The organism is Streptomyces sp. H27-C3 (assembly GCF_030063415.1).
In the GTDB taxonomy this organism is placed as follows: domain Bacteria; phylum Actinomycetota; class Actinomycetes; order Streptomycetales; family Streptomycetaceae; genus Streptomyces.
Map to the genome: position 1 here is coordinate 1 of NZ_JASITA010000042.1, position 22879 is coordinate 22879.

Annotated in this window: 22 protein-coding genes and 4 pseudogenes; 11 read left to right on the plus strand and 15 right to left on the minus strand. The window is 67.0% G+C overall.

The window, feature by feature from the left end:
• Positions 1-570 precede the first annotated feature (570 nt).
• From QMK30_RS31065 to QMK30_RS31080, 4 genes and pseudogenes are all read left to right on the plus strand, one after another.
• Complete coding sequence (locus QMK30_RS31065) at positions 571-1281, plus strand: IS6 family transposase (RefSeq protein WP_283521673.1); 711 nt, start codon at positions 571-573, stop codon at positions 1279-1281.
• A 122-nt stretch (positions 1282-1403) separates the two neighbouring features.
• Positions 1404-2351, plus strand: coding sequence for a class A beta-lactamase (gene bla / locus QMK30_RS31070; protein ID WP_283521674.1), 948 nt, complete (start codon positions 1404-1406; stop codon positions 2349-2351).
• A gap of 111 nt (positions 2352-2462) precedes the next feature.
• Positions 2463-2714, plus strand: a pseudogene (locus QMK30_RS31075) (hypothetical protein); the annotation flags it as partial.
• The gene (locus QMK30_RS31080; RefSeq protein WP_502963261.1) at positions 2693-2803 is read left to right on the plus strand and encodes a helix-turn-helix domain-containing protein; all 111 of its coding nucleotides are present in this window, start codon (positions 2693-2695) and stop codon (positions 2801-2803) included. The pseudogene QMK30_RS31075 and the gene QMK30_RS31080, both read left to right, overlap by 22 nt.
• 67 nt (positions 2804-2870) lie before the next feature.
• On the opposite strand, the gene QMK30_RS31085 is transcribed toward QMK30_RS31080, so the two are convergent.
• Positions 2871-4562, minus strand: a complete 1692-nt coding sequence (locus tag QMK30_RS31085) for a DUF4132 domain-containing protein (protein ID WP_283521675.1) — start codon at positions 4560-4562, stop codon at positions 2871-2873.
• A 558-nt stretch (positions 4563-5120) separates the two neighbouring features.
• On the opposite strand from QMK30_RS31085, the gene QMK30_RS31090 reads away from it, so the two are divergent.
• From QMK30_RS31090 to istB, 3 genes are all read left to right on the plus strand, one after another.
• Complete coding sequence (locus QMK30_RS31090; protein WP_283521676.1) at positions 5121-6374, plus strand: pentapeptide repeat-containing protein; 1254 nt, start codon at positions 5121-5123, stop codon at positions 6372-6374.
• A gap of 110 nt (positions 6375-6484) precedes the next feature.
• Complete coding sequence (locus QMK30_RS31095; RefSeq protein WP_283521677.1) at positions 6485-6751, plus strand: hypothetical protein; 267 nt, start codon at positions 6485-6487, stop codon at positions 6749-6751.
• Positions 6745-7539 (plus strand): IS21-like element helper ATPase IstB, encoded by a 795-nt coding sequence (gene istB, locus QMK30_RS31100; RefSeq protein WP_283521732.1) that lies wholly within the window; start codon positions 6745-6747, stop codon positions 7537-7539. Before QMK30_RS31095 ends, istB begins: the two co-directional genes overlap by 7 nt.
• A gap of 51 nt (positions 7540-7590) precedes the next feature.
• Here the strand turns inward: istB and QMK30_RS31105 are convergent, their stop codons facing one another.
• The 3 genes from QMK30_RS31105 to QMK30_RS31115 form a co-directional block, all read right to left on the minus strand.
• A complete protein-coding gene (locus tag QMK30_RS31105; RefSeq protein ID WP_283521678.1) occupies positions 7591-8118 on the minus strand; it encodes a DinB family protein in 528 nt (175 codons plus the stop codon).
• Positions 8119-8203: 85 nt separating this feature from the next.
• Positions 8204-8782: a DUF6531 domain-containing protein gene (locus QMK30_RS38550; RefSeq protein ID WP_349362125.1), complete on the minus strand. Its 579-nt coding sequence runs from the start codon at positions 8780-8782 to the stop codon at positions 8204-8206.
• A gap of 317 nt (positions 8783-9099) precedes the next feature.
• Positions 9100-9447: a hypothetical protein gene (locus QMK30_RS31115; RefSeq protein ID WP_283521679.1), complete on the minus strand. Its 348-nt coding sequence runs from the start codon at positions 9445-9447 to the stop codon at positions 9100-9102.
• Positions 9448-9500: 53 nt separating this feature from the next.
• Between QMK30_RS31115 and QMK30_RS31120 the strand changes: the two are divergent.
• Positions 9501-9697, plus strand: a pseudogene (locus QMK30_RS31120) (peptidase); the annotation flags it as partial.
• A 99-nt stretch (positions 9698-9796) separates the two neighbouring features.
• On the opposite strand, the gene QMK30_RS31125 reads toward QMK30_RS31120, so the two are convergent.
• From QMK30_RS31125 to QMK30_RS31160, 8 genes and pseudogenes are all read right to left on the minus strand, one after another.
• Positions 9797-9919 carry a hypothetical protein gene (locus QMK30_RS31125; protein ID WP_283521680.1) on the minus strand — a complete coding sequence of 41 codons (123 nt, stop codon included), beginning with the start codon at positions 9917-9919 and terminating at the stop codon, positions 9797-9799.
• A 548-nt stretch (positions 9920-10467) separates the two neighbouring features.
• Positions 10468-11320: pseudogene (locus tag QMK30_RS31130) on the minus strand (helix-turn-helix domain-containing protein).
• Positions 11321-11335: 15 nt separating this feature from the next.
• Complete coding sequence (locus QMK30_RS31135; protein WP_349362130.1) at positions 11336-11776, minus strand: DUF6879 family protein; 441 nt, start codon at positions 11774-11776, stop codon at positions 11336-11338.
• A gap of 42 nt (positions 11777-11818) precedes the next feature.
• On the minus strand, positions 11819-13654 hold the full coding sequence (gene asnB, locus QMK30_RS31140) for an asparagine synthase (glutamine-hydrolyzing) (protein ID WP_283521682.1): 1836 nt from the start codon (positions 13652-13654) through the stop codon (positions 11819-11821).
• 62 nt (positions 13655-13716) lie between these two features.
• The gene (locus QMK30_RS31145; protein WP_283521683.1) at positions 13717-14976 is read right to left on the minus strand and encodes a nucleotide sugar dehydrogenase; all 1260 of its coding nucleotides are present in this window, start codon (positions 14974-14976) and stop codon (positions 13717-13719) included.
• A gap of 69 nt (positions 14977-15045) precedes the next feature.
• On the minus strand, positions 15046-16422 hold the full coding sequence (locus QMK30_RS31150; RefSeq protein WP_283521733.1) for an MFS transporter: 1377 nt from the start codon (positions 16420-16422) through the stop codon (positions 15046-15048).
• A gap of 43 nt (positions 16423-16465) precedes the next feature.
• Positions 16466-18334, minus strand: coding sequence for an NAD-dependent epimerase/dehydratase family protein (locus QMK30_RS31155; protein WP_283521684.1), 1869 nt, complete (start codon positions 18332-18334; stop codon positions 16466-16468).
• Between the two features lie 134 nt (positions 18335-18468).
• A complete protein-coding gene (locus QMK30_RS31160) occupies positions 18469-19242 on the minus strand; it encodes a phytanoyl-CoA dioxygenase family protein (RefSeq protein WP_283521685.1) in 774 nt (257 codons plus the stop codon).
• A gap of 712 nt (positions 19243-19954) precedes the next feature.
• Between QMK30_RS31160 and QMK30_RS31165 the strand changes: the two genes are divergently transcribed.
• Entirely contained in the window at positions 19955-20533 is a 579-nt protein-coding gene (locus tag QMK30_RS31165) for a hypothetical protein (RefSeq protein ID WP_283521686.1), read from the plus strand.
• Positions 20511-20669: pseudogene (locus QMK30_RS31170) on the plus strand (hypothetical protein); the annotation flags it as partial. The gene QMK30_RS31165 and the pseudogene QMK30_RS31170, both read left to right, overlap by 23 nt.
• A 46-nt stretch (positions 20670-20715) precedes the next feature.
• Here QMK30_RS31170 and QMK30_RS31175 read toward each other — a convergent pair.
• A complete protein-coding gene (locus tag QMK30_RS31175) occupies positions 20716-20895 on the minus strand; it encodes a hypothetical protein (RefSeq protein ID WP_283521737.1) in 180 nt (59 codons plus the stop codon).
• 772 nt (positions 20896-21667) lie between these two features.
• Here QMK30_RS31175 and QMK30_RS31180 point away from each other — a divergent pair.
• A complete protein-coding gene (locus tag QMK30_RS31180) occupies positions 21668-22420 on the plus strand; it encodes a glycosyltransferase family 2 protein (RefSeq protein WP_283521687.1) in 753 nt (250 codons plus the stop codon).
• A gap of 24 nt (positions 22421-22444) precedes the next feature.
• On the opposite strand, the gene QMK30_RS31185 is transcribed toward QMK30_RS31180, so the two are convergent.
• Together QMK30_RS31185 and QMK30_RS31190 are read right to left on the minus strand one after the other, a co-directional pair.
• Positions 22445-22672, minus strand: coding sequence for an integrase core domain-containing protein (locus QMK30_RS31185; protein WP_502963259.1), 228 nt, complete (start codon positions 22670-22672; stop codon positions 22445-22447).
• Positions 22657-22878 (minus strand): transposase, encoded by a 222-nt coding sequence (locus tag QMK30_RS31190; protein ID WP_283521734.1) that lies wholly within the window; start codon positions 22876-22878, stop codon positions 22657-22659. Before QMK30_RS31190 ends, QMK30_RS31185 begins: the two co-directional genes overlap by 16 nt.
• Between the last annotated feature and the right edge of the window lies 1 nt (position 22879).

Genomic DNA, 22879 nt, shown 5'->3' on the forward strand with positions numbered 1-22879 from the left:
CCACGGCCACCGCTACGGCGACTTCGACTCCGACACGGAGAAGTCCGTGCGGAAATTCCAGAGTTGGGCGGCGGTGGCGGACCAGGTCGCGGCCGACACTCCAGGAACGTACGGTCCAGCCACCAGGGAAGCGCTGGATCGCTGGACCTCTTGAAAGGCCGCGGACGAACGGCGAAGACATTCCAGCCTTCCACCCGCTCGGGCTCCGTGTAAGACAGAGAAAGTGGACCGCGAGCGACAGAAGTTGATGCGCCCGGGATTTGGAAGAATCCTTGGTCGAAATTTCGGCAAAGTCATCGGATCCATTTGACAGATCCGAAACGGAGTGACGATGATCCGACCAAGATCAGACGGTAACTACTCAGGTGCTTGATTGCGCGTGAGTGGGTGGCAGCCCAGGGGCGTTGCAAAGTCGCGCGATCTTGATAGGTGAGCTGGTCAGGCGATGCCCAGGAGGTCGAGTGGGCGGGTGAAGGGCTCGTAGGAGGCGTGGCGGCGTTGTCAACTTGGCTGAAGGCGGTCTGATTGGCATGATCGTCGGGTTGGTCGTCGCCGTCGGAAGGGCCGCTCATGGAGACCTCGTACAGGGGTTTCCGGTATCCGCCGGAGGTCATCGCGCACTGTGTGTGGCTGTACCACCGCTTCCCGCTCAGTTTCCGTGAGGTGGAGGAGATGATGCTGGAGCGTGGCATCGTCGTCACCTATGAGACGGTCCGTCAGTGGGCGCGGAAGTTCGGCCGCGCCTACGCGGCCACCCTGCGCCGACGTCGGCCGCGGCCGGGCGGCAAGTGGCATCTGGACGAGGTGTTCCTCAAGATCAACGGTGAGCTGAAGTACCTGTGGCGAGCTGTCGACGCCGACGGCAACGTCCTGGACATCCTCGTGACCCACCGCCGGGATACCGCTGCGGCCAGGCGTTTCTTCAGACAACTGATGAAGGGGACCGGGTCGATGCCCCGGGTGGTGGTCACCGGCAAGCTCCGCAGTTACAGGGCCGCGCTGCGGGAGGTGCTGCCGTCGGTCGAGCACCGCGCGTACAAGGGATTGAACAGCCGGGCGGAAAACTCGCACCAGCCCACCCGGCAACGCGAACGCGCCATGAAGGGCTTCCGCTCCGTCGGATCAGCCCAGCGTTTCCTGGCCGCCTTCAGCCGGATCTCCCCATACTTCAGACCCCATCGACATCTCCTCACCGCCCCCGACCACCGCCGTGAGATGACCACCCGCTTCACCACCTGGAGGCAGGCCACCACCAGCACCGGCCTGCCCGCGGTCGCCTGAATCAGGCCCCGACCCGGGGCAGACACGTCCCCATCCAGACCACACCACCGCAGGCTCCAACAAGTTGACAACGCCCTCGGCCGGGTCCGAACAACCACTCCAGAAGGGAAAGCCCACACATCATGCACACCCGCCCCCCTGTCTCCCGTCGTGCCGCACTCGCCACGCTGGCTGGGATCGCGGCCCTGCCGCTCTCCGGATGCACCGCCACCCCGGATGCCGCCTCCCCGACTACATCCGGTCCCACCCCAACCGCCTCCAAGACCTCCCCATCGGCGCCTGCCGATCCCCGCACGGAGCGGGCGTTCGGCGAACTGGAGCGGAAGTTCGACGCCAGGCTGGGGATCTACGCGCTCGACACCAGCAGCGGCCGGACCGTCACCCACCGGCCCGACGAACGCTTCGCCTACGCCTCCACCTGCAAGGCACTGCTCGCCGCCGCCGTGCTGGACAAGAACTCCCTCCGGCAGATCGACCGGCTCGTGCGCTACAGCCGCGACGATCTCATCAGCAACTCGCCTATCGCCGAGCGGCACGTCGCCACTGGACTGACCTTGCGTGAACTGTGCGACGCCGCCGTCCGCTACAGCGACAACGCCGCGGCCAACCTCCTTTTCCGCGAACTCGGCGGCCCCCGGGGCCTGCAGGACGCCCTGCGCGCGCTTGGTGACAACGTCACCCGCTGTGACCGCTACGAAGTCGCGCTCAGTGACGCGGTCCCCGGTGACCTCCGCGACACCAGCACACCCCGCGCCCTCGCCACCGATCTGCGCGCGTACGTGCTCGGCAGCACGCTCCCCGCGGACAAGCGCGCCGTGCTGACCGACTGGCTCAAGCGCAACACCACCGGCGACCACACCATCCGCGCCGGCGCCCCGGACGGCTGGCAGGTCGGAGACAAGACCGGCACGGGCGGCTATGGCACCCGCAACGACATCGCCATCGTCTGGCCACCCGGCGCCGCGCCCATTGCCCTCGCCATCCTCTCCCGCCGCGACACCAAGGACGCCGAACGCGACGACGCCCTCATCGCCCGCGCCGCCGAAATCACCCTCGACGCAGTTGCCTAGTACTGCAACCGTGTTTGGCGTGACGGTGGTTCAGGTCAGGGGTTGTGGCCTCGTCGTTTGTAGTGGCTGATGCGTGCCCGGTGTTGTCCTTGTTTGGTGGGAGGCTGAGATATGACTCCGTGTCTGTCAGGCCGCGCTGCCACCCGCGCTCTGCGAACTAAGTTCGATCAGATCCTGCCGCACTTCGATGAGCGTCGCCGCCGGTTGTACCTGGCCAGTGAGGCGACGGCCCTCGGCCATGGCGGGATCGTCCGGGTCGCAACCGCCTCTGGCACCAGCACTGCCACCATCGCGCGAGGTATTGCCGAAAGCCCGCGCTCGACCCCGACCAGGCCCGCGAGCTGTGTGAGCGGGCCGCCGCCGGCGAGCGCAAGTCCGCACTGGCCGCGGAGTTCGGCATCAGCCGCGAAACCGTGTACAGCTACCTGCGGGCCGCGGGCGCCGCGGGCTGAGCCGGCCGCTGTGGTGGCGCCAAGGAAAATGACCATGGGATCCAAGATCCCCGGCAGAGTCGCTCAGTCAGTGTCGGGTGTCGAGCTGGTCGATGGGCTGGCGTACGGCCCGGTCCGTCAGCAGCCGTCGGTAGGCGTCGACGACGGCCGAGTCCTCGGACCAGACCGGCCACATGCGCAGGTAGGTGCTCTGGTTCGTGCCGAGTTGCGTCTGTCGGCCGTCGATGTCGTGCAGGCAGTAGCTGTCCGACGCCGGGTCGCGGACCAGCAGGCCTCGCGGGCGCTGTTCGTACTCCACTTCCCAGACCAGGTTGCGGCACATCGGACCGGCGACCGGATCGTCGAACCAGCGCTCGCGCCACTGGGGCAACGTCATCGAAGCCCAATCCTTCCACAGGTACAGGAGCTCGGCGCGCTCTTCGTCGATCCAGGCACCGAGGTCCGCGCGATGACGGTGGAGCGCGGCGTAGCGCTCCGGTTGACGTGTGCGGACCGCCTGCTCGATCTCTGCCCGGTCCCGTGGGGCACAGCCGTCGGCGTCACGGAACTCCACTGCGGCCTGTCCGTGCGGCAGCACCGTGAATACGGCGGTGAACTCAGCGTCCGACACGGGGGCAAGGCCGCCGGACCGGCTGGCTCGGATCGCCGCGAGGGCACTGCGGGCGAAACCCAGGACCCGCTGCCGGTCCTGCTCCTGGCAGGGGGCAGGGGATCGGGGCGGGAGGGTGCCGTCGCCGGCGGCGAGGGCCGAGAGCGCGGCGTAGGCGGCCCGGACCAGATCGGGCTCGGCGGCGAGGGACCCGAGGTCCGACGTCCCGTTCGACGCGAGAGAGGGCAGGGCGCCGCCGAGTCGGCGGACGATGGCGCCCAGCAGCCGGATCGGCCGGGGCTCGCCCGCTATGCAGGCCATCCACGCCGCGCCCATCGCGATGCGGGCACCGGTGTCGTCCAGCGGGGCTGGTCCCGGGCACCAGTAGCCCCTGGTAGTGGCGTCCACAGGCGGGGCCAGCAGGGCGTTGAGCACCTTGTCCACGGCGTAGATCGGGCGGATCAGCTTGGCCGCGCGCCGTAACCACTGAGCCGACGGACGCACGTTCCCGACGGCCGCGCAGTGTTCGATCAGGTCCACCACGCCGTCGCCGAACATGCCCAGGGACAGCATGGCGCGGGCGTAGCGCGCGTAGGGCAGCAGCGGGGAGAGCAACCGGTCCGCCGTGGCCACCTGGCGCGGACCGTCCGCACCGGCCAGCAAGACCGCGGCCTGCCCGACGAGGGCCGCGTCGTACCCCGTTCGCTCGGTCGCCGCGCTCAGGGCCCAGCACAGCTTGCTGTGCAGGGACCGCACCCCGTCCGCGGTCAGCTCGCGGGCGGCTGCCAGGGGCAGACGAAGGGGGGCCCAGTGCTCCCCCGCATCGGGTACATCCGCGCACAGGGCACGGGAGAAGAGACGGTCGACGTCCTCGGGCTCCCACGCGCACGCGTGGATGAACAAGGGCTCCCACAGCAGTCGCTCAACGGGTCCGAGTCCTGGCGCGCAATGCAGGATGCGCGCGAGCGCGCGCCGCTCGGCCGGGGCGAGTTCCGCAACCAGCTGCGCGCACCGGCTGGCGTCCCGGTCGAACGGTTCCGCGCCCTCCTGGTCCTGGCGGAGCGCGGCGCGCACCCGGGCCTCGGTCTCAGGTGCGAGCGGGGGCGCAAAGTAGGTGTCTCCGTCGAGCCAGGACGGTCTTTCGCCGCTGTGCTGAGCGTCACTCGTCATGCGTCCCCCGGACCTCGTCGACGTCGATCCCCGCTGCTGCGCACCCACACCCTCAACCACGCACGCGCGGCCCCAGCGGTTCTCGGTTCTGCCGCCCGGTGGCGTCCTTGAACGCGGACCTGTTCGAAGGGCGGCGGGACTTCCTCACCACCGCGCGCGTCTTGGCCCCGGCCGCTTACCCGCAGGACGCACGCAGTCCACCGATTGGCCCGCTAGCCGATCTTGCCCATGTAACGACCGGTAGATGAGCAAGATCGGTGAAGGGGCGCGGCCCCGGTGCCCGGGACGGGTCCCGCCCCGCCAGACGCGTACGTGAGCGATGAACGGGCGGCCCCCTACCGAGCCTTTGTGACTGAGCGGCCGATCTGGCCCTTTAGCGCTTGAATTGGCCCGGCTGAGCGTGGTGGTTGGCCCGTGCGAGCTCAGTCCTGACTGGGGCGCGGCAGCGTCGCTGTCATCGAGGAGCGTGCTGCCGGAGCAACTGTAGGAATCGGTCGTCAATCGCAGGCTCAACGAGGCGGCTGCAACCGCTGGCTTCGGCAGCTTGTCCTCATAGTCATGACAGCCAACCGAAGGCCGCAGTCCGCCCCGAATGATCGCGAGTTACGGCTGTGGAAGGTCGGCCGGGTGCTGGCCCTGGCTTTCGCTGCCGCAGTCCTGGTCGCGGGCGGCATCTTCTACGGGCTGGTAGTGCTGCTGGACTTCGAGGAGGTCGACAGCACCGCCAAGCTCGACGCCGACACGCTCTTCGACCTGGTGAAGCTCTCCTTCGGGGTGGTCGCCGGGGCCGGTGCGCTCGTCGCCTTGGTCGTCGCCTTGGTCGTCGCCTACCGCCGCCAGCGCGTCGATGAGGCCGGCGCCCATCGCGAAGCCACCCGCCTGCACGCCGAGCGTTTCTCCCAAGCCGTCGACAAACTCGGATCCGACTCACCCGCAGTCCGGCTCGGTGGCGTCCACGCCCTGGCCGGCCTTGCAGACGACGCACCCACACAAGACCTGCGCCAGACTTGCATCGACGTCCTGTGCGCCTATCTCCGATTGCCCTTCGCTCCCGACCCCGGCGACATGCCCGACGGCACTTCACCCACCGACGAACGCCGCGAAGCCCACCAGGACAAGAAGGACCGGTACCGCGCACTGCGCGAGATCCAGCACACGATCTTGCGCCTTGTCGGAGACCACTACCGCATCGCCGAGGGCCTTCACCGCTCCTGGCAAGGCTGCAACCTCGATCTCACCGGGGTCATCATCGACGCTGATATGGACTTTTGCGGCGCGAGGTTCTCCGGCGGCACGGTGGACTTCCGCGGCGCGACGTTCACCGGCGGCGAGGTGGACTTCGGCGGCGCGAGCCTCTCCGGCGGCACGGTGGACTTCCGCGGCGCGACGTTCACCGGCGGCACGGTGTACTTCGGCGACGCGAGGTTTTCCGGCGGCACGGTGGACTTCCGCGACGCTTGGTTCACCGGCGGCACGGTGGACTTCCGCGACGCGACGTTCACCGGCGGCACGGTGGCCTTCGACCGCGCAAAGTTCTCCGGCGGCACGGTGGACTTCCGCGACGCTTGGTTCTCCGGCGGCACCGTGGACTTCGACCGCGCGAGGTTCTCCGGCGGCACGGTGTACTTCGGCGACGCGAGGTTCTCCGGCGGCACGATGTACTTCGGCGACGCGACGTTCACCGGCGGCACAGTGGACTTCCGCGCGACCGCGGGTCCACCCCCTCAGGGGCTTCTTGCCGCCATCGGCGCTCCCCCTGCCGCGACGGTCCTCCTTCCTGCAGCTTGGCTGACCTGGGACAGCCAAGTCTGACGCTTTGCCACTGACACCCTGCGGGCCAACCACCACGCTCAGCCGGGCCAACTCAAGCGCTAAAGGGCCAGATCGGCCGCTCAGTCACACCCCGCCGCCGCACCATCACGATGACGCCATCTATCGTCGAAGATTTCGCGCCATCAAGCCATGAAAGTCACACCCGCAAGGCCGCCGACGGCGACCTGGGCGAGCTGCCTGCCCTGACCCGGCCCGCACGGCCTTCCGACGGCCCGCAGGCGACGGTCACGCTCCTGTCCGACTGGAGACTGTCTCATCTTCCGCCCGACGACCGGCCACTGCCATCGGTGGCCCAATACGACCAGCTCCTGCACCGCAACAGCCGACCCGCCGAAAGTGAGAAAGAGGGATCATGAGCCCACGCAAGCGCGGACTGACCGAAGAAGCCGCCACCGCCTCGATCGACCAGGCATGCCGCATGCTCAGGCTGCCGTCCATCCGTCAGCAGTTTCCCGAACTCTCGGACGGCGCCGCCCGAGACCAGATGTCCTATCGGGCCTTCCTCGCCGAACTGCTGATGACCGAATGCGACGACCGGGCCCGTCGCCGCTCCGAACGTCGGATCAAGGCTGCCGCTTTCCCCCGGGAAAAGAGCCTTCGTGCTTTCGATTTCGAGGCCAATCCGAACGTTGACCCAGCCACCGTCAACACGCTCGCCACCTGCGACTGGGTCAAGAAGAGCGAGCCACTCTGCCTGATCGGCGACTCCGGCACCGGCAAATCGCATCTGCTGATCGCGCTGGGCACCGAGGCCGCGATGAACGGCTTCCGGGTCCGCTATGTGCTGGCCACCAAACTCGTGAACGAGCTGGTCGAAGCAGCGGACGAGAAGCAGCTGTCGAAGACGATCGCCCGCTACGGCCGTGTCGATCTTTTATGCATCGATGAGCTCGGCTACATGGAACTCGACCGGCGTGCAGCCGAGTTGCTCTTCCAGGTTCTGACCGAACGTGAGGAGAAGAACAGCGTGGCCATCGCCTCCAACGAGTCGTTTTCGGGCTGGACGAAGACGTTCACGGATCCACGGCTCTGCGCGGCCATCGTCGACCGGCTGACCTTCAACGGCGCGATTATCGAGACCGGCACCGAGTCTTACCGCCTCGCCCACACCAAAGCCCAGGCCGAACGAGCTGCCGCCGGCTGAACGCGGTTGGAACGGCCGCTTACGCGGTCGTTCCAACCGCCCATCCGTATCTCAGGCCCCGGCGACTCCGTCGATGCGCTCTCGGATCAGGTCGGCATGGCCATTGTGACGTGCGTACTCCTCGATCATGTGAACGATGATCCAGCGCAGCGAGACCCCTCCATCACCTACCTGGCTGGCTTCCTGCTCGGACAGATGACCGGAGTCGTGCAGTGATGCGGCTGCGATGAGCTCACGCCCCCGAGCGACCTCCGCCTGCCAGACCGCCATGGCCTCGTCGAGTCCTCGGTCCTCCTCAAGTGCAAAGCCGTCGACGTTGCTTTCCTCGAAGACTGCGGGCGTGTCCTGGCCTGCGAACACGCGCTGGAACCAGTTGCGCTCTACTACGGCCATGTGCTGGACGAGGCCCAGCAGCGTCATCGACGACGGCGCAGCCGAGGCCAGCCGTAATTGATCATCTTTGAGGCCCGAGCACTTCATGACGAGAGTGGCACGGTGAAAGTCGAGCCACGCTTCCAGCATGGCGCGCTCATCAGCATGCGCGGGTGGGATAGGGCGTCCATCCGGTGTCGTAGTCATGACCGCACCCTGGCACACACCGCCATGGCCTACGCGGGCCTTCGCTGGCGACGAACACGCGCGATCCCAAAGCGGCTCAGTGACATCAAAACTCACTGACATCGATCTTGCCGATCAACGCGAAGTGACTCCCGGAAGCGCATCGAAACGACATCCATAGAAAGTGACACAGCCAGCCCCAGGGGGCGTCGAGGGAGTTGTAGGTGCGGGCGAGCTGCAGGCTCTGTCCCACTCCGGCCACGTCGAAGTCGGTGCCGGCCAGCATCAGGTTGCCGGTGGAGTAGTCGACGCGGGCGACCAGGGAGTCGGTGATGCGGAAGTCGCCGATCTGGTGCCAGGGGACGTCGCCCTGGCCCTCGGGGACGTAGGCGGCCAGCGCCTGTGCGTCGGCGGCGATGCCGGCCGAACGGGCGGCGGTCGGTGTCGGCTCGGTGGCGCGCTTCTTCTGCGCGGCCCGCCACTTCGCCCGCTTCTCCGGCAGCTTCCCCTCGGCGACCGGTGCCGCGGGCTCGGTCTGACCGACCTTCACCTCCGGCATCTTCGCCGCACCGCCCTTGCCCCACGCGGAGACCGGCTTCGGCTCGGCAAGGTCGGCGATAGGAGCCGGATCGGCGAAGGCCGGCACCGCGGTCGCGGTCAGGGACAGCACCGCAAGAGCGGCCACCAGACCGTATCTCGCACGGAAACGGGCATGACTGTACGCACGCGAACGCGTCATTCCCCCCCCAGGGAAAAGTAGACCTGGTAGCCCTACTGGAGGCCGGAAGCACGCAGCCTTCACCACCAAAGAATCGAACGCACGGCCGTACCCCCAAAAAGATTAGATATGCCTAAGGAAAGTGCACGAAAATAAGCCGAGTTCACAGCCCTGCAGGAGCCCCAGAAGTACAGCGGCTCGGATGCGTTGCCGCAGCTAAGCCCGGCACAAGATCCCTCCCCCGCCCCTCCGGAACAACCTGAATCAAGCCAACACGTGTCCGTCTACCGCCCCTGCCCTGTGGTCGGCAGGTCAGTCCATGCGAAGCGCGAGAAGCGCGATTCCTGCGGCGGCGGCGCGGTGTTGGTAGGCGCGGAGGCCGGGGGCGCCGGGGGGTGCGGGCTGGCGGGCGTTGCGGTGCCAGTGTCCGGTGAGGGCGGCGAGGAACGCGGTGGAGGCCAGGGGGTCTGTCGCGGTGGCGGGGTGGTCGTCCAGCAGGCGCGTGATGTCCTTGGGGGTGTGTCCGGCGAGGACGAGCTGGGGGCGAGGGAGACGGCGTCGACGCAGGCGGGTCCAGTGGTGGCGTGGGCCCAGTCCACGAAGGTCACCCCGCGGTCCTGATCGCGGACCATGTTGTCGGCGCGCAGGTCGCCGTGGACGATCCGGTCACCGTGAGCGAGACCGGGCCATGCACAAGGAGATCCGCCGCCCGGAGAACCCCGCCCCCGGCAAGGGCGGGCACCTCGTACTCGTCACCGGCGCCAAGGCGACACGGTCCACTTCCGCAACCCGTCCGGCCACACCGAGCAGGCCCGTACGACGAGCCTGCCGGTGGCCGAGTTCGCCGAGTTCTTCGGCGGCCGCGGCGTGTCCCTGACCTGACACTGCCGGCCCCGCCGACCCAAGCCCTGGGCCGGGGACAGGATGTGACGGACCCGGCCCGGTTCCAGACCGCGCCCGGCAGGCCGGGGCCGGACCTGGTCACCGCGCCTTCGGCAACCTGCCGATCCCGTGACGGTGCTCGCCCACTCCCCTGCCGGCGATGCGCCACCCCGGCCCGGTCGCACCGTGCGTCATCAGCTGGGCGAGGGTCGTGGTCGCCACGGTGATCCGGTAGCCGACGCTTGCCGAGGACAGGCCGCGGGCCCTTTCGTGAAAGGCGGCCTCCCGGGTGGCCGGCGGCGCGGGGCCGGGGCGAAGCCCATCTCGCCCTCGATGCCGCCGTCGACACCGCCGTGGCCCGCATGGGCGGCGTCATCTCAGCACGCGGCACCAGCACCCTTGACGACCTGAGGCAGAAACTCGGACGCCGCCGCGGCGTACCCGTCGTCGCCGACTTCCTCAACTACACCGCCGACTAACGGCGCATGCAGCCGTTGGGCCGCCGGACTACGTGGCGGCGGGGATGGCTTCTGTGAGGCGGTCCAGCCGCGGGTAGAGGGCCCGTACGAGGCGGGCCCGGTTCTGGGCGCAGCGGGCCGTTCCCTCCAGCGGTGCAGCGAGGCGGCCGTCGGCTTCGCGGAGGACGACTTCGGCCAGGGCGCCGCGGCCGTCGTTCTTGGGCAGGGCTGCGGCGTGGCGCCGAACGTCGGCGGCGACCGCGCGGGCGTGCCCGGTCAGCTGGAGGGTGATCTGCTCAAAGTCATGGGTCGTCAGCGCGGGTTCAGGGCGCGCCTGGCCGCGTTGATGACGTTGTGGGCGTCGGCCCCGTACACGGCGGATTCCCGGAGTGTCTTCCAGGTCCGCAGGTAGAGGGCGAGGGGTGTCGGCGTCGTCGAGCCAGAGTTCCGCGTGCCAGGTCTCGGTGACGACCTGGCGGTCGTCGTAGATCCAGAAGCCCAGGCCGGGCGGGACCTTCAGGGACGCGGTGAGGGGCACGATGCCGAGTTCGACGGTGTCCATGCCGATGATGCCGGTCAGGCGGTCGAGCTGGGCGGCGAGCACCGAGGGCGGGCAGAGAAGGGACCGTAGGACTGGTTCCCACAAGATGACGTGGTAGCGCCTGCCCCCGCTGTACAGCAGTTCCTGGCGGCGTATGCGGGCTCGGACTGCTTCCTCGATGTCGCGTGGGGAGTTGTGGAGTTCGGCGGAGCGGGTGAGTACGGCGCGTGCGTAGTCGGGGGTCTGCAGGATGCCCACGACCCACGAGGACTCCCAGGCCCGCAGCACCTTGGAGTGGGCCTGTGCCTGGTTGTGGGCGTCCTGCACGGGCTTGTGGCCGCCGACGAGTTGTCTGCGCCAGGAGCGGATGTGCGGCTCAAAGCCCGCCAGGCGGGCCCGCAGTTCCTCGTAGGCATCGGGCCGGCCGCACGCCGCGGCCCACTGGTGCAGGTCCTCGGGGGTGGCCGTCTGCCTGCCGAGCTCCAGCTTCGAGACCTTGGAGTTGGGCCAGTCGAGCTGGCGGGACAGGGCGGTACCGGTGAGCCGGCCTTCCGGGGCGGAGAGCCGAAGTTCCCGCAGCCGCGCCCCGAGTGCTTCGCGGGCCTGCTGATAGTCCGTGCTCACCGGTACACCCCTGTTTTACGCCTCCTTCGCGGCCATGCCCGCCGCGAACTTCTGGTACGGGACGGCGTAGTGCCGGGCGACGTCCCGCAGTCGGTTGTACTGGTTGACGGCCGCCGGCCCCGTGATCAGTTCGGCGCCCGTGAGGTCGTCATCATCGTCGAAGAGGCACACGGCGACGATGTGCGAGTCGAAGATCCAGAAGTCTTCGCCCGGGAGGTTGACCCGCGCGGCGTCCGCGCGCCACATATTGCGGACGTCCTCGCCCAGGGCGGCGTTCTTCTCGCCGTGCGCGAGCAGGTACCGCTGTCCCTCGGTCGGCGGGTCGTCCACGACGCGGACCCGGGCCACGTAGGCGCCGCCCGTGGTCTTCTCGCGGATGCCCCTGCTCCAGAGAGTCTCCAGGTCCCAGAGCGGCTTCTCGCCACGGGCGAACTGGGCGTAGGTACCGCGCTCCAGGCCGACTCAACCGGCCGACCGCACCTGCCAACCCCTGGGAGGTCAGAGGATGATGGAAACGTCGTACGTGCGCAGCCAATCGTCGAGCTGAAGTGTCGTCTCGAGTGCTGCCCGGCTCATCCCCTTCTCCAATGCGCTGGGTCCATGGCGGCGGATTTCCGTAGTGAGAGTTGGAGACAGGTAGTCCGAGAGGGGGCTCGAACCGGTATTGATGACGGTTGTCAGGCGCTCGCGAAGCGTCTGGTTATACGCATCTGCGCGGATGGACGGGTAGGGAGTCTTGACCCGCTGGGCGATTGCCTCCGGCAGGAGGTCCTTCATGGCTGCACGGAGCAAGCTCTTCTCTCGTCCGTCGAAGCTCTTCATGGCCCACGGGATGTTGAAGGTGTACTCCACCAGGCGGTGGTCAGCAAAGGGCACTCTGACTTCGAGGCCGCAAGCCATGCTCATGCGGTCCTTGCGGTCGAAGAGGACCTGGGCGTGGCGGGTGAGTGCGAGGTAGGTGACTTCCCTGTAGCGGGCTTCGGCGGGGTCGTCAAGGTGCTTGTCGGCGGATATCTCGGCAACTGCGGCACTGTGACAGTCGCGTTCGTAGGCGTCGAGGTCGAGTTTGGCAAGGAGGTCCGGGGTGAAGACAACGTCATTGCCCTGGTAGTTGTGGCGCCCTTCGTGCACCCAGGGAAAGGTGGTGGAGAACACCGCGTCGGGGTCGCGCTGCCACCGGTACCCACCGAACACTTCGTCGCCGCATTCTCCCGAGAGGGCAACGGTGGAGTGTCCGCGGACGATGTCGAACAGCATGTGCAGGGAAGCGTGCTCGTCGCCCTTGGCAATGGGGAGATCGTAGGCACGGAGAACGGAAGCTCTCAGGTCCTGGGCGAGCAGGTCGGGTGCGCGGAGGGGCAGTTCGCTGTGGAGGGAGTCGACATGCTCGGCGAGCAGACGGGCGTAGATGTGGTCCTCGTTCGCCTCTGCTCCGGCCGAGCCGTCGATGTCCGGGTCACTGACTGAGCAGGAACGTATCTGCCCGAGTCCCCTGGTGCGCGTGATTTGGGCTGCGAGTGCTGTCAGGGAGCTGGAGTCGAGGCCGCCGGAGAGCAGCGTGCACAGTGGCACATCAGACACCATCTGCTGTTCGACGACTGATTCGAGCAGCTCGCGCACGGTGTGGATGGTCCGGTCGAGCGAGTCGGTGTGGTCAGCGACCTCCAACTGCCAGTAGCGCTCCTCGGTGAGACCCGTCCGATTCACGCGCACGGTGCAGCCGGCCGGAACCTCTCGCATGCCGCGGAAGATCGCGTGCCCGGGCACCTTGGCCACCGACAGGATGTCCCGCAGTCCGTCGGCATCCACCTCGGCCTTGAATTCGGGATGGGCCAGGATTGCTTTCGGCTCGGAACCGAAGAGCACTCCCGTCGGTGTTCGTGCGTAGTACAGGGGTTTTACGCCCATGCGGTCGCGGACGAGTATGAGTTCCTGCCGTCTTGTGTCCCAGATCGCGAAGGCGTATATGCCTTCAAGTCGGTTGGCGAGAGCGGGCCCCCATTGGAGGTAGGCACGAAGAACAACTTCCGTGTCGCTGCGCGTCTTGAAGTGGTGTCCGAGGGAGACCAGTTGGGTACGGAGTTCGCGAAAGTTGTAGGTCTCTCCGCTGTAGGTCAGTGCGGCCCGGGGGGCTGCGGTCTCGTCGGCCACCATGGGCTGGCAGCCGCCCTCCAGGTCGATGACGGAGAGGCGCCGGTGGCCGAGGGCGGCGTGGCCGTCGATCCACAGCCCTGCCGCGTCGGGACCGCGTCGGGACATCGTGTCCGTCATGGTCTGCGCGAGACCCCTGTCCACGGGGTGTGCGAAGTCGATCCACCCTGCTATACCGCACATGACATTGCTCCTGAGAATGAGAGGTGTGGTGCTTTGAGCCGAGAGGGAACGCGGCTTCGGGGTTACAGGCGGACGATGTGCGGCTGGGGGCGGGCGGTGCCTCGGGTGTCGAGGAGCAGGGGGGCGCGGTTCTCGATCTCGTCCATGTCGAATGCCTTGTGCCGTTGCAGGAGGATCGCCAGATCTGTGCTGTCCAGGGCGCTCGTCAAGTCCGGCACCGCGGGCACGGGGGCGCCGTCGACTTCCCAGGCGGGCACGTGCGGGTCGTGGTAGGAGACTTCGGCGCCCAGGGTACGGAGCCTCCTGGCGACGTCGCGTGCGGAGGTTTCGCGCTGGTCTGCGATGTCTGCCTTGTAGGTGACGCCGAGAAGCAGGACTCGCGCTCCGCTGAGGGTGGTGCCGCTGCTGTCGAGGAGGTTCTGTGCTCGCTCGACCACGTAGCGAGGCATTCGGGTGTTGATCTCTTGGGCCAGTTCGACCATCCGGAAGGGGTAGCCGAGCGTGCGGACCTTGTGCGCGAGGTAGTTGGGGTCGATCGGGATGCAGTGACCGCCCACACCGGGCCCTGGGCGGAATGCCTGGTAGCCGAAAGGCTTGGTCGCGGCGCAGGAGATGGAATCCCACAGATCGATGCCTAGTTCGTGGGAGAAGATCGCCATCTCGTTGACCAGGGCGATGTTCACGTGTCGATAGGTGTTCTCGATGAGCTTGGACATCTCGGCCTCACGGGTGCCGGCGGCTTGGACGACGTTGTCGACGATCTTTCCGTAGAAAGCCGCCGCGGCAGTGGTGCAGGTGGGCGAGTAACCGCCGATGACCTTAGGCGTGTTGCGGATCCCGTAATGCTTGTTGCCCGGGTCGACACGCTCCGGTGAGAACGCCAGATAGAAGTCCGTGCCGCAGGTGAGACCCGACTGCTCAAGGATGGGCAGGACCACCTCATCGGTGGTACCGGGGTAGGTGGTCGATTCGAGCACGACCAGTGTCCCGGGCTGCAGCTGCCTGCTGATCATGGCGCACGCGCTTTCGACCATGGTCAGGTCTGGTCCGCCATGAGGGGACAACGGCGTGGGAACGCAGATGACCACTGTGTCCGCTTCGGCGATGACGCGTTCGTCGGTGGTGGCGGTGAAGCCCTGAGAGCGCAGAGTGGCCACGGCGGCATCGTCGATATCGTCCACGTGCGAGATGCCGTCGTTGAGTCGCGCCACGGTTTCGGCGGCGCGATCAAGGCCGATGACGCTCAGGCCGGAACGGCCAGCTTCGACAGCGAGGGGCAGACCTACGTAACCGAGGCCTATGACAACCAGGTCGCTGCGCACAGCGTCCCCCTTCTGAGGGTGAGGTGTTGCAGTGGTGGAGGGGTAGCCCGGTCCGGTAGGAGGGCCGTGTCAGTTGCTGCGAGCGCGGACAGCTAGGAGGGCAACAAGAGCGGTCGGTACGAGAAGGAGAGTGAAGGCCGTCGCGTATCCGTCGAGGCCACTCGCTCCGATGGCGAGACAGGCGTTGAGGACTGCGGTGGCGAGCGCCAGGACCACGACCTGCCCGAGGTTCATGTTGGTCTGCATCGCGCTGGTGGTATGTCCTTGCCGGTGCCGGGCGCTGTGCTGGAGGGACAGGACGGTAACGCAGGGGTCGAGCAGTCCCATGCCGACAGCGGCGAGCGGCATGGCCACGGCCGCGGTGACCGGCGGCAGGCTGGAGAAGCTTCCCGCCACTGCGAAGGCGACGGACGCGGTCATGATCAGGGCGCCGACGGTAACGAGGCGGTGGCGGGCCACGTGCTGAAGCAGCTTGCCCTGCACCCAGGAGGCACCTGCCCAGAGCACCGCGGACGCGGTGAATGCCACGCCGACCACCACCGCGGCGACTTCCCGCTCAGTGATCAGCATCAATGGCACCAGTGCCTCGACGGTGAAGTAGGTGCCGGAGGTCAGACCTCGCAGCAGTACTGCGGTCGGCAGGCCCCGGGCGCTGCGCCAAGTCCCCCGGGGTAGCAGCCTAGGCGCGAAGACGACCAGGAGCGCGATGCCGACGGCGACGAACACCAGGTGGTAAAGATCCCATTTCGATACGCCGTACTGGCCGAGTGCCGCCCCCAGACTGAGGAGCGCGGCAACCAGCAGCGGCGGACGGGCGGCTCGTTCCTCCGCTGGCGGGACATCCGCCGGCATCGCGTCCCGATCCTTCGCAGTGCTGCCTCGCAGGACGACCACCAGGGCGAGCGCGGGCAGGACGGTCAGCGCTGCGAGGCCGTAGAAGACCACCCGCCAGGACCAGAGCTCCGCAACCACACCGGCCAGTGGTGGGCCGACCAGGGAGGGGATGACCCAGCTCGCGCTCATCATGGCGAGCATCCGGGGGCGCAGGTACTCCGGGTACGACTGACCGATCGCCGTGGTCACTGACACCGCGACCATTCCCGCTGCCAACCCGTCCACAAAGCGGCCGACTGCGAGTTGCCAGATGGACACGCTGGAGGCCGACACCAGCAGCGTGAACACCGCGAGGATCATGCCCAGCGCCAGCGGCCGTCGGGCTCCGGAGCGGTCCGCCCAATGCCCTCCCAGTACACCGCCGAGGAGGCTGGCTGCGACGAAGCAGCCGGCCACCATCGGGAACAATGACACTCCGCCCAGGTCCTGTGCGGCGGTCGGCAGGATGGGCACCACGGCCAACGCCGCGAACCCGGTGAGGAACATGACGACGGCGAAGGTCGTGGTCGCGGCGGCGTACTGCCGGGAGAAGATCCCCGGCTCGGTAGACATGCCTTCTTTGAGGTCCTGCTGCTGCTGGCCAGTTCGTTGTTCGTCAGGCATTGGCACTCCGGCGCGGTGCGTCCGGCCCGGGGTCGTGAATGTCGCAGGCGAGCCATTGGGCCTGTGCCCGTGCTCCGCTGTGCAGCGGAGCCGTCGCCTGCCAGCCGGTCTCGGCGGTGATCAGGGCGGTAGACATGGAGGGGGGGAACGGTGCTCCGTCGGCGGGCTCCTGTTCCCACGGGGTGCGTCGCGCCGTCTCTGCAGCGAGTTGGGCGAGTTCACTCTCTTCGTAGAGCGCGGAGGCAATGTTGTAGATGGGCGACCGTGCCGGGCCTTCGAGAATGGCGGCAAGCGCGCCCGCTATGTCTCTATGGTCAACCAGTTGGTGCCGACGCCCCTCGACCAGGACCATGGGACGGCGTGTCCAGGCTTGCAGCATCCAGGTGGCCAGCACGCCGTGCGAGGGAGCGTGCGGTCCCACCTGCTCGGCGAGCCGCACGATCTGCACGGGGGTATCTGTCTCGTTGCCCCAGAGCAGGCACACCTGCTCTGCGTCCCACCATGCGCGGGCTTCCACGTCGCGCGGCCCCGTCGTCGGCAGGGATGCCTCCGTGCACGCGTCGGCGTCCGCGCCCCGATAGACGTCCGCCGAGCTGAGGTGTATGACGCGTTCCACTGCAAGCTTCTCCGCGTGGGCGAGCACATCCGCTACTCCGGGGCCGCTGCCGTGTCGATCGCCGAGGTGTATCAGTGCGCGTACCTCTTGGCCCTGCAGCGAGTCGAGCCGCTCGGAAAAGTTCGCACCGCAGCCCGCGTCGGTCAGTAGCCGGGCCAGTTGCGCACCGAACTCGCCGCTGCCGCCGGTGACGACGACGGGCGCGGACGACGTACCGGTGACGCCTGTGAGTGACACGGCCCGATGTCCTGCGGCGCGGCGGGCCATGATGCCGGATTCGAGGGCTTCCAGGGCGAGTTCTCGGATCTTCGGAATCATGGGAAGGAGTTCCATACCGGTGTACTCCTCGCAGAGTCCCCCGGGCCCGAGGGAGTCCATCACGGCCCTGGCCACTGCAGGGTCCGGAGACTGCGACGTCAAATCGGCGACCGCCACGCCGGTCGCGAAGGCGGTGAGCCACGCCTGCCGGCACACCACGGTCGGCAGTCCCCTCTGACCGATCCCGGCGAAACCCGCGTCACAGGAATCGGAAAGACCGATGCGTCGCAGGTACCTGTCGGTGTCCAGGTACTCCCAACGGGCGCCGTAACGCACAGCGCACTTGGATTCGCCGTACTGATAGAACGGCACCACCGAGAAAGAGGAGCACTCAGACGTAGGGGCTTCGCCCGCACTGTCGGAGAAATACGTCGCCCGCCGCCATCCGTGCTTGCTGTTTCCCGCCAGGCTGGGTACGTCGTCGTGGTCCACGGTGCTCGGAACCGCGAGCCTGACGGGTACGCCCAGCGTCTTGAGACATCGCTGCACCACGACGTCGTAGGGCCAGCCGCCGCCGTGCTGAGCGGCGAACTGCGCGTAGCTCCGAGCAACTTCCGCGGGGAGCATCAAGGCGAGCGAGGGCACGTGTTCATCAATGGCATACGCCCAGTGCGCCCCGGTAAGTGCGCCCAGACGCACCACGCCGCTGTTCCGCCCCTCCCAACCTTCGTAGAAGGCGACAGCCTCACCGGGTGCGGCTGCGGCAATCTTCTCCGCGTAGGGAAAGAAGCCGTCTGCCAGGACCACGTCGTCTTGGAAGACGATGTGATGGGTCGCCGCGTCACCGACGCAGCTCCACGACGGATTGGCGGTACGCAGCGCGGTGGGGGGGCCGGAAGGATCCGGATCCGTGACGACACGTATGCGCCCTTGGACGTCCTTTGCTGCGATTTCTTCGGCTGCGGCAAGCCTTCTGGGATGGGTCATCACAGCGCCTGTCAGTGCGACTGTATTCACGGATCGCCTCTCCGGCCTTCCAGGGCCGGGCTGGCCAACGCGCCGGCCCGGCAGTGTGGGGAAAAATCTGCGTGTGGGGGCTCTAGGTTCCGCAGCCTGCGCGCTCAGTCCTTGGCGCCCGAGTTGCGGACCTGCCTCACGTTCTCGTTGAGACCGTGGTCCGCGCCCCGCTCCCGCTCAAGCTGGATCATGGCGGCAGGACGGTAGTTGAGAATGTATGCCCGACGTGTGCTGTCAGTGGTGTTGCCTCGCGAGTAGTGCAGCGTGGACCCGGAGTGCGCCACCGCCCCTCCTGCGGCCACTGGCACGGGGGTGGCACCCGGCTCTTCCTCGGAGCAGTCGCACTCGATGTTCTTGCCGTCGCTCGTCGGGCGGTGGGGCCGAATCGGTTGCTGGTGGGAGCCCTGGACGTACCACATGCAACCGTTGTCGAGACCGGCGTCGTCCAGCGCCACCCAGATGGACACAGCGCGACGATCGGGCATGTCGACCCAGTAGGCCGCATCCTGGTGCCACGGCGTAGCAACCGAGGCGTGCGGGGCTTTGTGGATCATCATGTCGAAGTCGAGCTCCGCGTCCGCCCCGATGAGCTCACGGGCGACTGACAGGGCCTTCTCATGGAGAGGGAGATCACGCAGCGGCGGATAGAGCGCCGACGGCCACATGATCTGAGTGATGTTTTCTTGAACACCCTCCTTCAACGGAACGTGCGACCCGAGATCAGACCGCTTGTCCCCGGCCTTGATGTCTCCGCTCAGGAGGCGATCATAGATCGATCGGTAGACCTCCAGATCGCCGGCAGAGACAACCTCTCCCACATTGGCGAATCCATCGTTCGCGAACCGCTGAGCCACTTCGGAAACCACTTGCGTGGTCAAACTAAACAACCCCTTCGTTGCCTATTAGTGTCGACGCAGCGCGGAGTGGAAATGCGCCGCATAGCATGAACGGAGCAGCCGACTGTGAGAATTCTTCGAAGCCACTACAGGCTGGTCTATACCTGCTGGCCGTTCGAACCCTAGGTGGATCTTCATCAGCAAGTCAAGGTCATTTGGGCAACGCGGCAAGCCAAGTCCTGTGGGAATGCAGGACAGTTGGGAGACCGTCATTTTGCATACCATGCCTGCTCAGCGAGCAGACCACCACACACGCCGAGGCCTCGCGCCACGTTGGGGCGTTGCCAAGATCGCAACATCCGGGCATGATCTTCCGGGGCGATCAAGCAGGTGACAACTGGTCCGCGAATTTGCAAGTTGCCCCGAGAATGCAGCGTTCGGCGTTATGGGGGCACCGTCGCGACGAGAAGTCCACGTCAATCGAGACCTGGTCCGCGACCAACACGGCCAGTAGCTCGCGGGCCGTCAAGGCGCTCCAGTAACTTTCCGCCTACATGGATTGGCTTCACAGCTGCCGGCGGTTGAGGGGGATAGCGCTTACCGTTGCCAGCCCGTCGACAGTTCCGCCCTGGAAGCTATAAACCGGACAAGCGGCCTATTATGCTGCACAAAGGTACGGCATCAGAGAGTGGAGAGCGATATGTCTGAAGTCCTTCAGGTACAGGCTGCGGTTCGACGAAATCCTTATGAATACATGCTGAACGACACCGAACTCACCGTGCTGCTGCGGGACCTGGGCCGTCGGCGCGCCCAGAACATTCTCCGGAATTTCACCGCTGCTCCGGGAGAGGCGCCGCGCGGCCCGTACCCCAGGCCCGCCATGGGCTTCGTCATCCTCGACCCGACGGTTGATGCTCGGGTTGGTCACGCCGACGCTGTCCTGGGCGCGATCACCATCGGGCGCCAGGCCCGTCAGTTCCTTCCAAAAGCAGCGGCCAAGGCGGCGGCCCATCGGCGCCTCGGTCACAACAACGGAGTGTCCGTTCACACCGATCCGCACCTGCTCGGCAGCGGCGCGTTCCGCTACGGCCATTCGGCCGAAGTCCGTGGACTTGTCGTCGCTGCCAGCTCCCAGGCCACCGACCAGGACCTGTTCGAGGCATCCAGACTGGCCACCGAACTGGTTGAGGAACTCACCACACAGCACATTGCTTATGAGTGGCAGCACGGCGAGAGGGACTGGCTCTCGCCCGACGACCGCCCACTCGCTCTGTACAACGAGATGATCACTTGGTTCCCGGACAGCGAGGGTGACTCACAGGGCGAGTCGTAGCCCCCCGAATACCGTATTCGTTGGCTCCACAACGAAAGCTTCCGGCCTCCGCCTTTCGGCTACCAGGCCTTGCTGTGGACCGGGCGTCGGCTGCCACAGCTTCCCCATCGACCCCAACTACCTGGACCACAAGGTCCGCACCCTCGGCTATCCGTTCCGGATGGTAGAGCTCGTCCAGGAGATCAACGCACGGATGCCCCGGTGTCGTCGAGCGAGCCCAACGCCTCCTCGACAGAACCGGGAAAACTATCAGCGGGGCGCACGTGCTGCTGCTCTTCGTCACCTACAAGGCCGAAATCGCCGACCGGCGCGAGACGTCCGCCCGTGACGTGGTGAAGCAGCTGCGCGCCCTCTGCGCCCACGTGTTGTTCCTCGACCCCCACGTGCCGGCCTTGGGGGGGCCGATGGCACCCCTGTGTCCGGGGCTGCGGCGGCTGAGCTGCCCCAGGCCCGGGAGCAGGCAAACCTGGCAATCCTGCTCCAGCATCACCGGGACTACGACATCGACGTGATCGAGCGGCACGCCCTGCGGCTCCTCGACACCCGAGGTTCCGCCCGCCCGCAGTCCCAAGTTGAGTGCCTGCAGAGCTGGCCACCGGACGGAGAGAAACGATATGACACCACCGGTAGTGCAGGCCGCCTCCTACGGGCTGGGGAGCATCTTCCCCGTCGTCGTGCTCGACACCCGCTCGCGTTGGCGCCGCCCGGCGGCCGGCGAGCTGCCGGAGACCGCCTCGAATCCCGAAGGACTGCTAGTGGTGCGCTGGACGGGCCACGACCCCGACATCGGGGCGGCTTCTAGTCTGCTGGAGTGCGCTGCCCGGCAGGCGCCGGACGACTTCACGCCCGACCGGCTCACCCGGTTCAGGGACGGCCTGCCCTCCTCCCTGACCATGACCACTCTGCCCGCCGCCGCGCTGCTCGGCCCATGGGGGCTCCCTCCGGCATTGTCAACTTGGCCAGCCGATGATGATTTTCACAGGAAAACACCCGTCGGGATGGGCTTTTCAAGCACTGTATCTCCGCATGAGGGCTGTTCCGAGGGGTGGGAAACCGATGATTTCCCTGCCATAACCACCCCATTTTCACCAAGTAACGTCAACCACACCCCTGCTGACCAGCCTGGAGACCTGCATGCCCACGCGCCCCGTCGTTTCCCTCGTCACCGCCACCCGTATGCAGCCCGAGCGACGCCGCTACCTGACCGAGCTTTACGCGAGCCTGTCCCGACAGACCCTGACCACCTGGCAGTGGATCCTTGTGATCGATTGCAGTAGCGAACCCGTGCCGACCGCGATCATTGCGGATCCCCGGGTCACCACCCTCCGCCTGTTCGAGCCGGTCGGGGCCGGCCTGGCCCGAAATCTAGGCCTCGCTCTGGCCGAAGCCGACCTGGTCACCGCCGTTGATGATGACGACATGCTTCCCCCGGACTCCCTCGAGGTGCGGGTTCGCGCGCTGCGCGCTCTCGGTGTTGAATGGGTCGCTGGCCGCTCCGCCGACCTGTTCGAAGACCGCGTCGTGACGTGGGAGTGCCCGACCCCGACCGGACACCACGCGGCCGGCGAGGTCATGCGCTTCTGGCCTGACCCGGCGGCTTCTATCCCCCTCAGCCATGTGACGGTGCTGACTACTCGTCAGCTCGCGATAGCGGCCGGTGGTTATGGCCCGCTCCCCAGTGGCGAGGACTTCATCTATGTTCACCGCATCACCACCGAGGCCGCCGGCTACATGCTCCCGAACGTCGTGTATCACTACCGTCAGCACCTCCAGCAGGGAACCGAAACCCCCGGGCACCACCAGATCCGCAACCTGGTACGCCAACTGACCTGGGAACAAGGTCACGCTCTCGCCAGTCGCCGCGCCACCCACTCGAACCTGGTCTGAACCGCCCCGGGTTCGGTAGAGATCTCAGATTGTGGTGGTGACCTGGGGTTTCGTGGATTCCTTGCAGTGGTTGGCCTCGTACTCGGCGGGTGGGATGTGCCCTATCTCACCGTGCAGGCGGCGGTGGACGTACCAGTCGGTCCACTCGGCGGTGGCGAGTTCGACCTGGGAGAGGTTCTTCCAGGGCCGCTGCGGTTTGATCAACTCGGTTTTGTACAAGCCGACCGTCGATTCCATCAGGGCGTTGAGCATTTCGTCTTGCCGTCGGCGGCGCGGCGGGTGACGTAGTCGATCGTCGGTTGGTGGAATCGCATGCGGACGATGACGGTCCGGTAGATCGCGGCGTTGAGCTGGCGGTGGCCGCCGTGGTTGATGCGGTGCCTGCCACTGGTCATGCCGGAGCCGGTGGGCACAGGAGCGATGCCCGCGAGCTTGGCGAGTGCGGCTTCGGACTTGATG

What these genes read in the sequence shown, in the direction of transcription:
- QMK30_RS31065 (WP_283521673.1), top strand. Translation starts at nt 571, where the DNA reads ATGGAGACCTCGTACAGGGGTTTCCGGTATCCGCCGGAGGTCATCGCG.
- bla (WP_283521674.1), top strand. Translation starts at nt 1,404, where the DNA reads ATGCACACCCGCCCCCCTGTCTCCCGTCGTGCCGCACTCGCCACGCTG.
- QMK30_RS31085 (WP_283521675.1), bottom strand. Translation starts at nt 4,562, where the DNA reads ATGACGAGTGACGCTCAGCACAGCGGCGAAAGACCGTCCTGGCTCGAC.
- QMK30_RS31090 (WP_283521676.1), top strand. Translation starts at nt 5,121, where the DNA reads ATGACAGCCAACCGAAGGCCGCAGTCCGCCCCGAATGATCGCGAGTTA.
- QMK30_RS31095 (WP_283521677.1), top strand. Translation starts at nt 6,485, where the DNA reads ATGACGCCATCTATCGTCGAAGATTTCGCGCCATCAAGCCATGAAAGT.
- QMK30_RS31105 (WP_283521678.1), bottom strand. Translation starts at nt 8,118, where the DNA reads ATGACTACGACACCGGATGGACGCCCTATCCCACCCGCGCATGCTGAT.
- QMK30_RS31115 (WP_283521679.1), bottom strand. Translation starts at nt 9,447, where the DNA reads ATGGTCCGCGATCAGGACCGCGGGGTGACCTTCGTGGACTGGGCCCAC.
- asnB (WP_283521682.1), bottom strand. Translation starts at nt 13,654, where the DNA reads ATGTGCGGTATAGCAGGGTGGATCGACTTCGCACACCCCGTGGACAGG.
- QMK30_RS31150 (WP_283521733.1), bottom strand. Translation starts at nt 16,422, where the DNA reads ATGTCTACCGAGCCGGGGATCTTCTCCCGGCAGTACGCCGCCGCGACC.
- QMK30_RS31155 (WP_283521684.1), bottom strand. Translation starts at nt 18,334, where the DNA reads ATGACCCATCCCAGAAGGCTTGCCGCAGCCGAAGAAATCGCAGCAAAG.
- QMK30_RS31165 (WP_283521686.1), top strand. Translation starts at nt 19,955, where the DNA reads ATGCTGAACGACACCGAACTCACCGTGCTGCTGCGGGACCTGGGCCGT.
- QMK30_RS31180 (WP_283521687.1), top strand. Translation starts at nt 21,668, where the DNA reads ATGCCCACGCGCCCCGTCGTTTCCCTCGTCACCGCCACCCGTATGCAG.
- QMK30_RS31185 (WP_502963259.1), bottom strand. Translation starts at nt 22,672, where the DNA reads ATGCTCAACGCCCTGATGGAATCGACGGTCGGCTTGTACAAAACCGAG.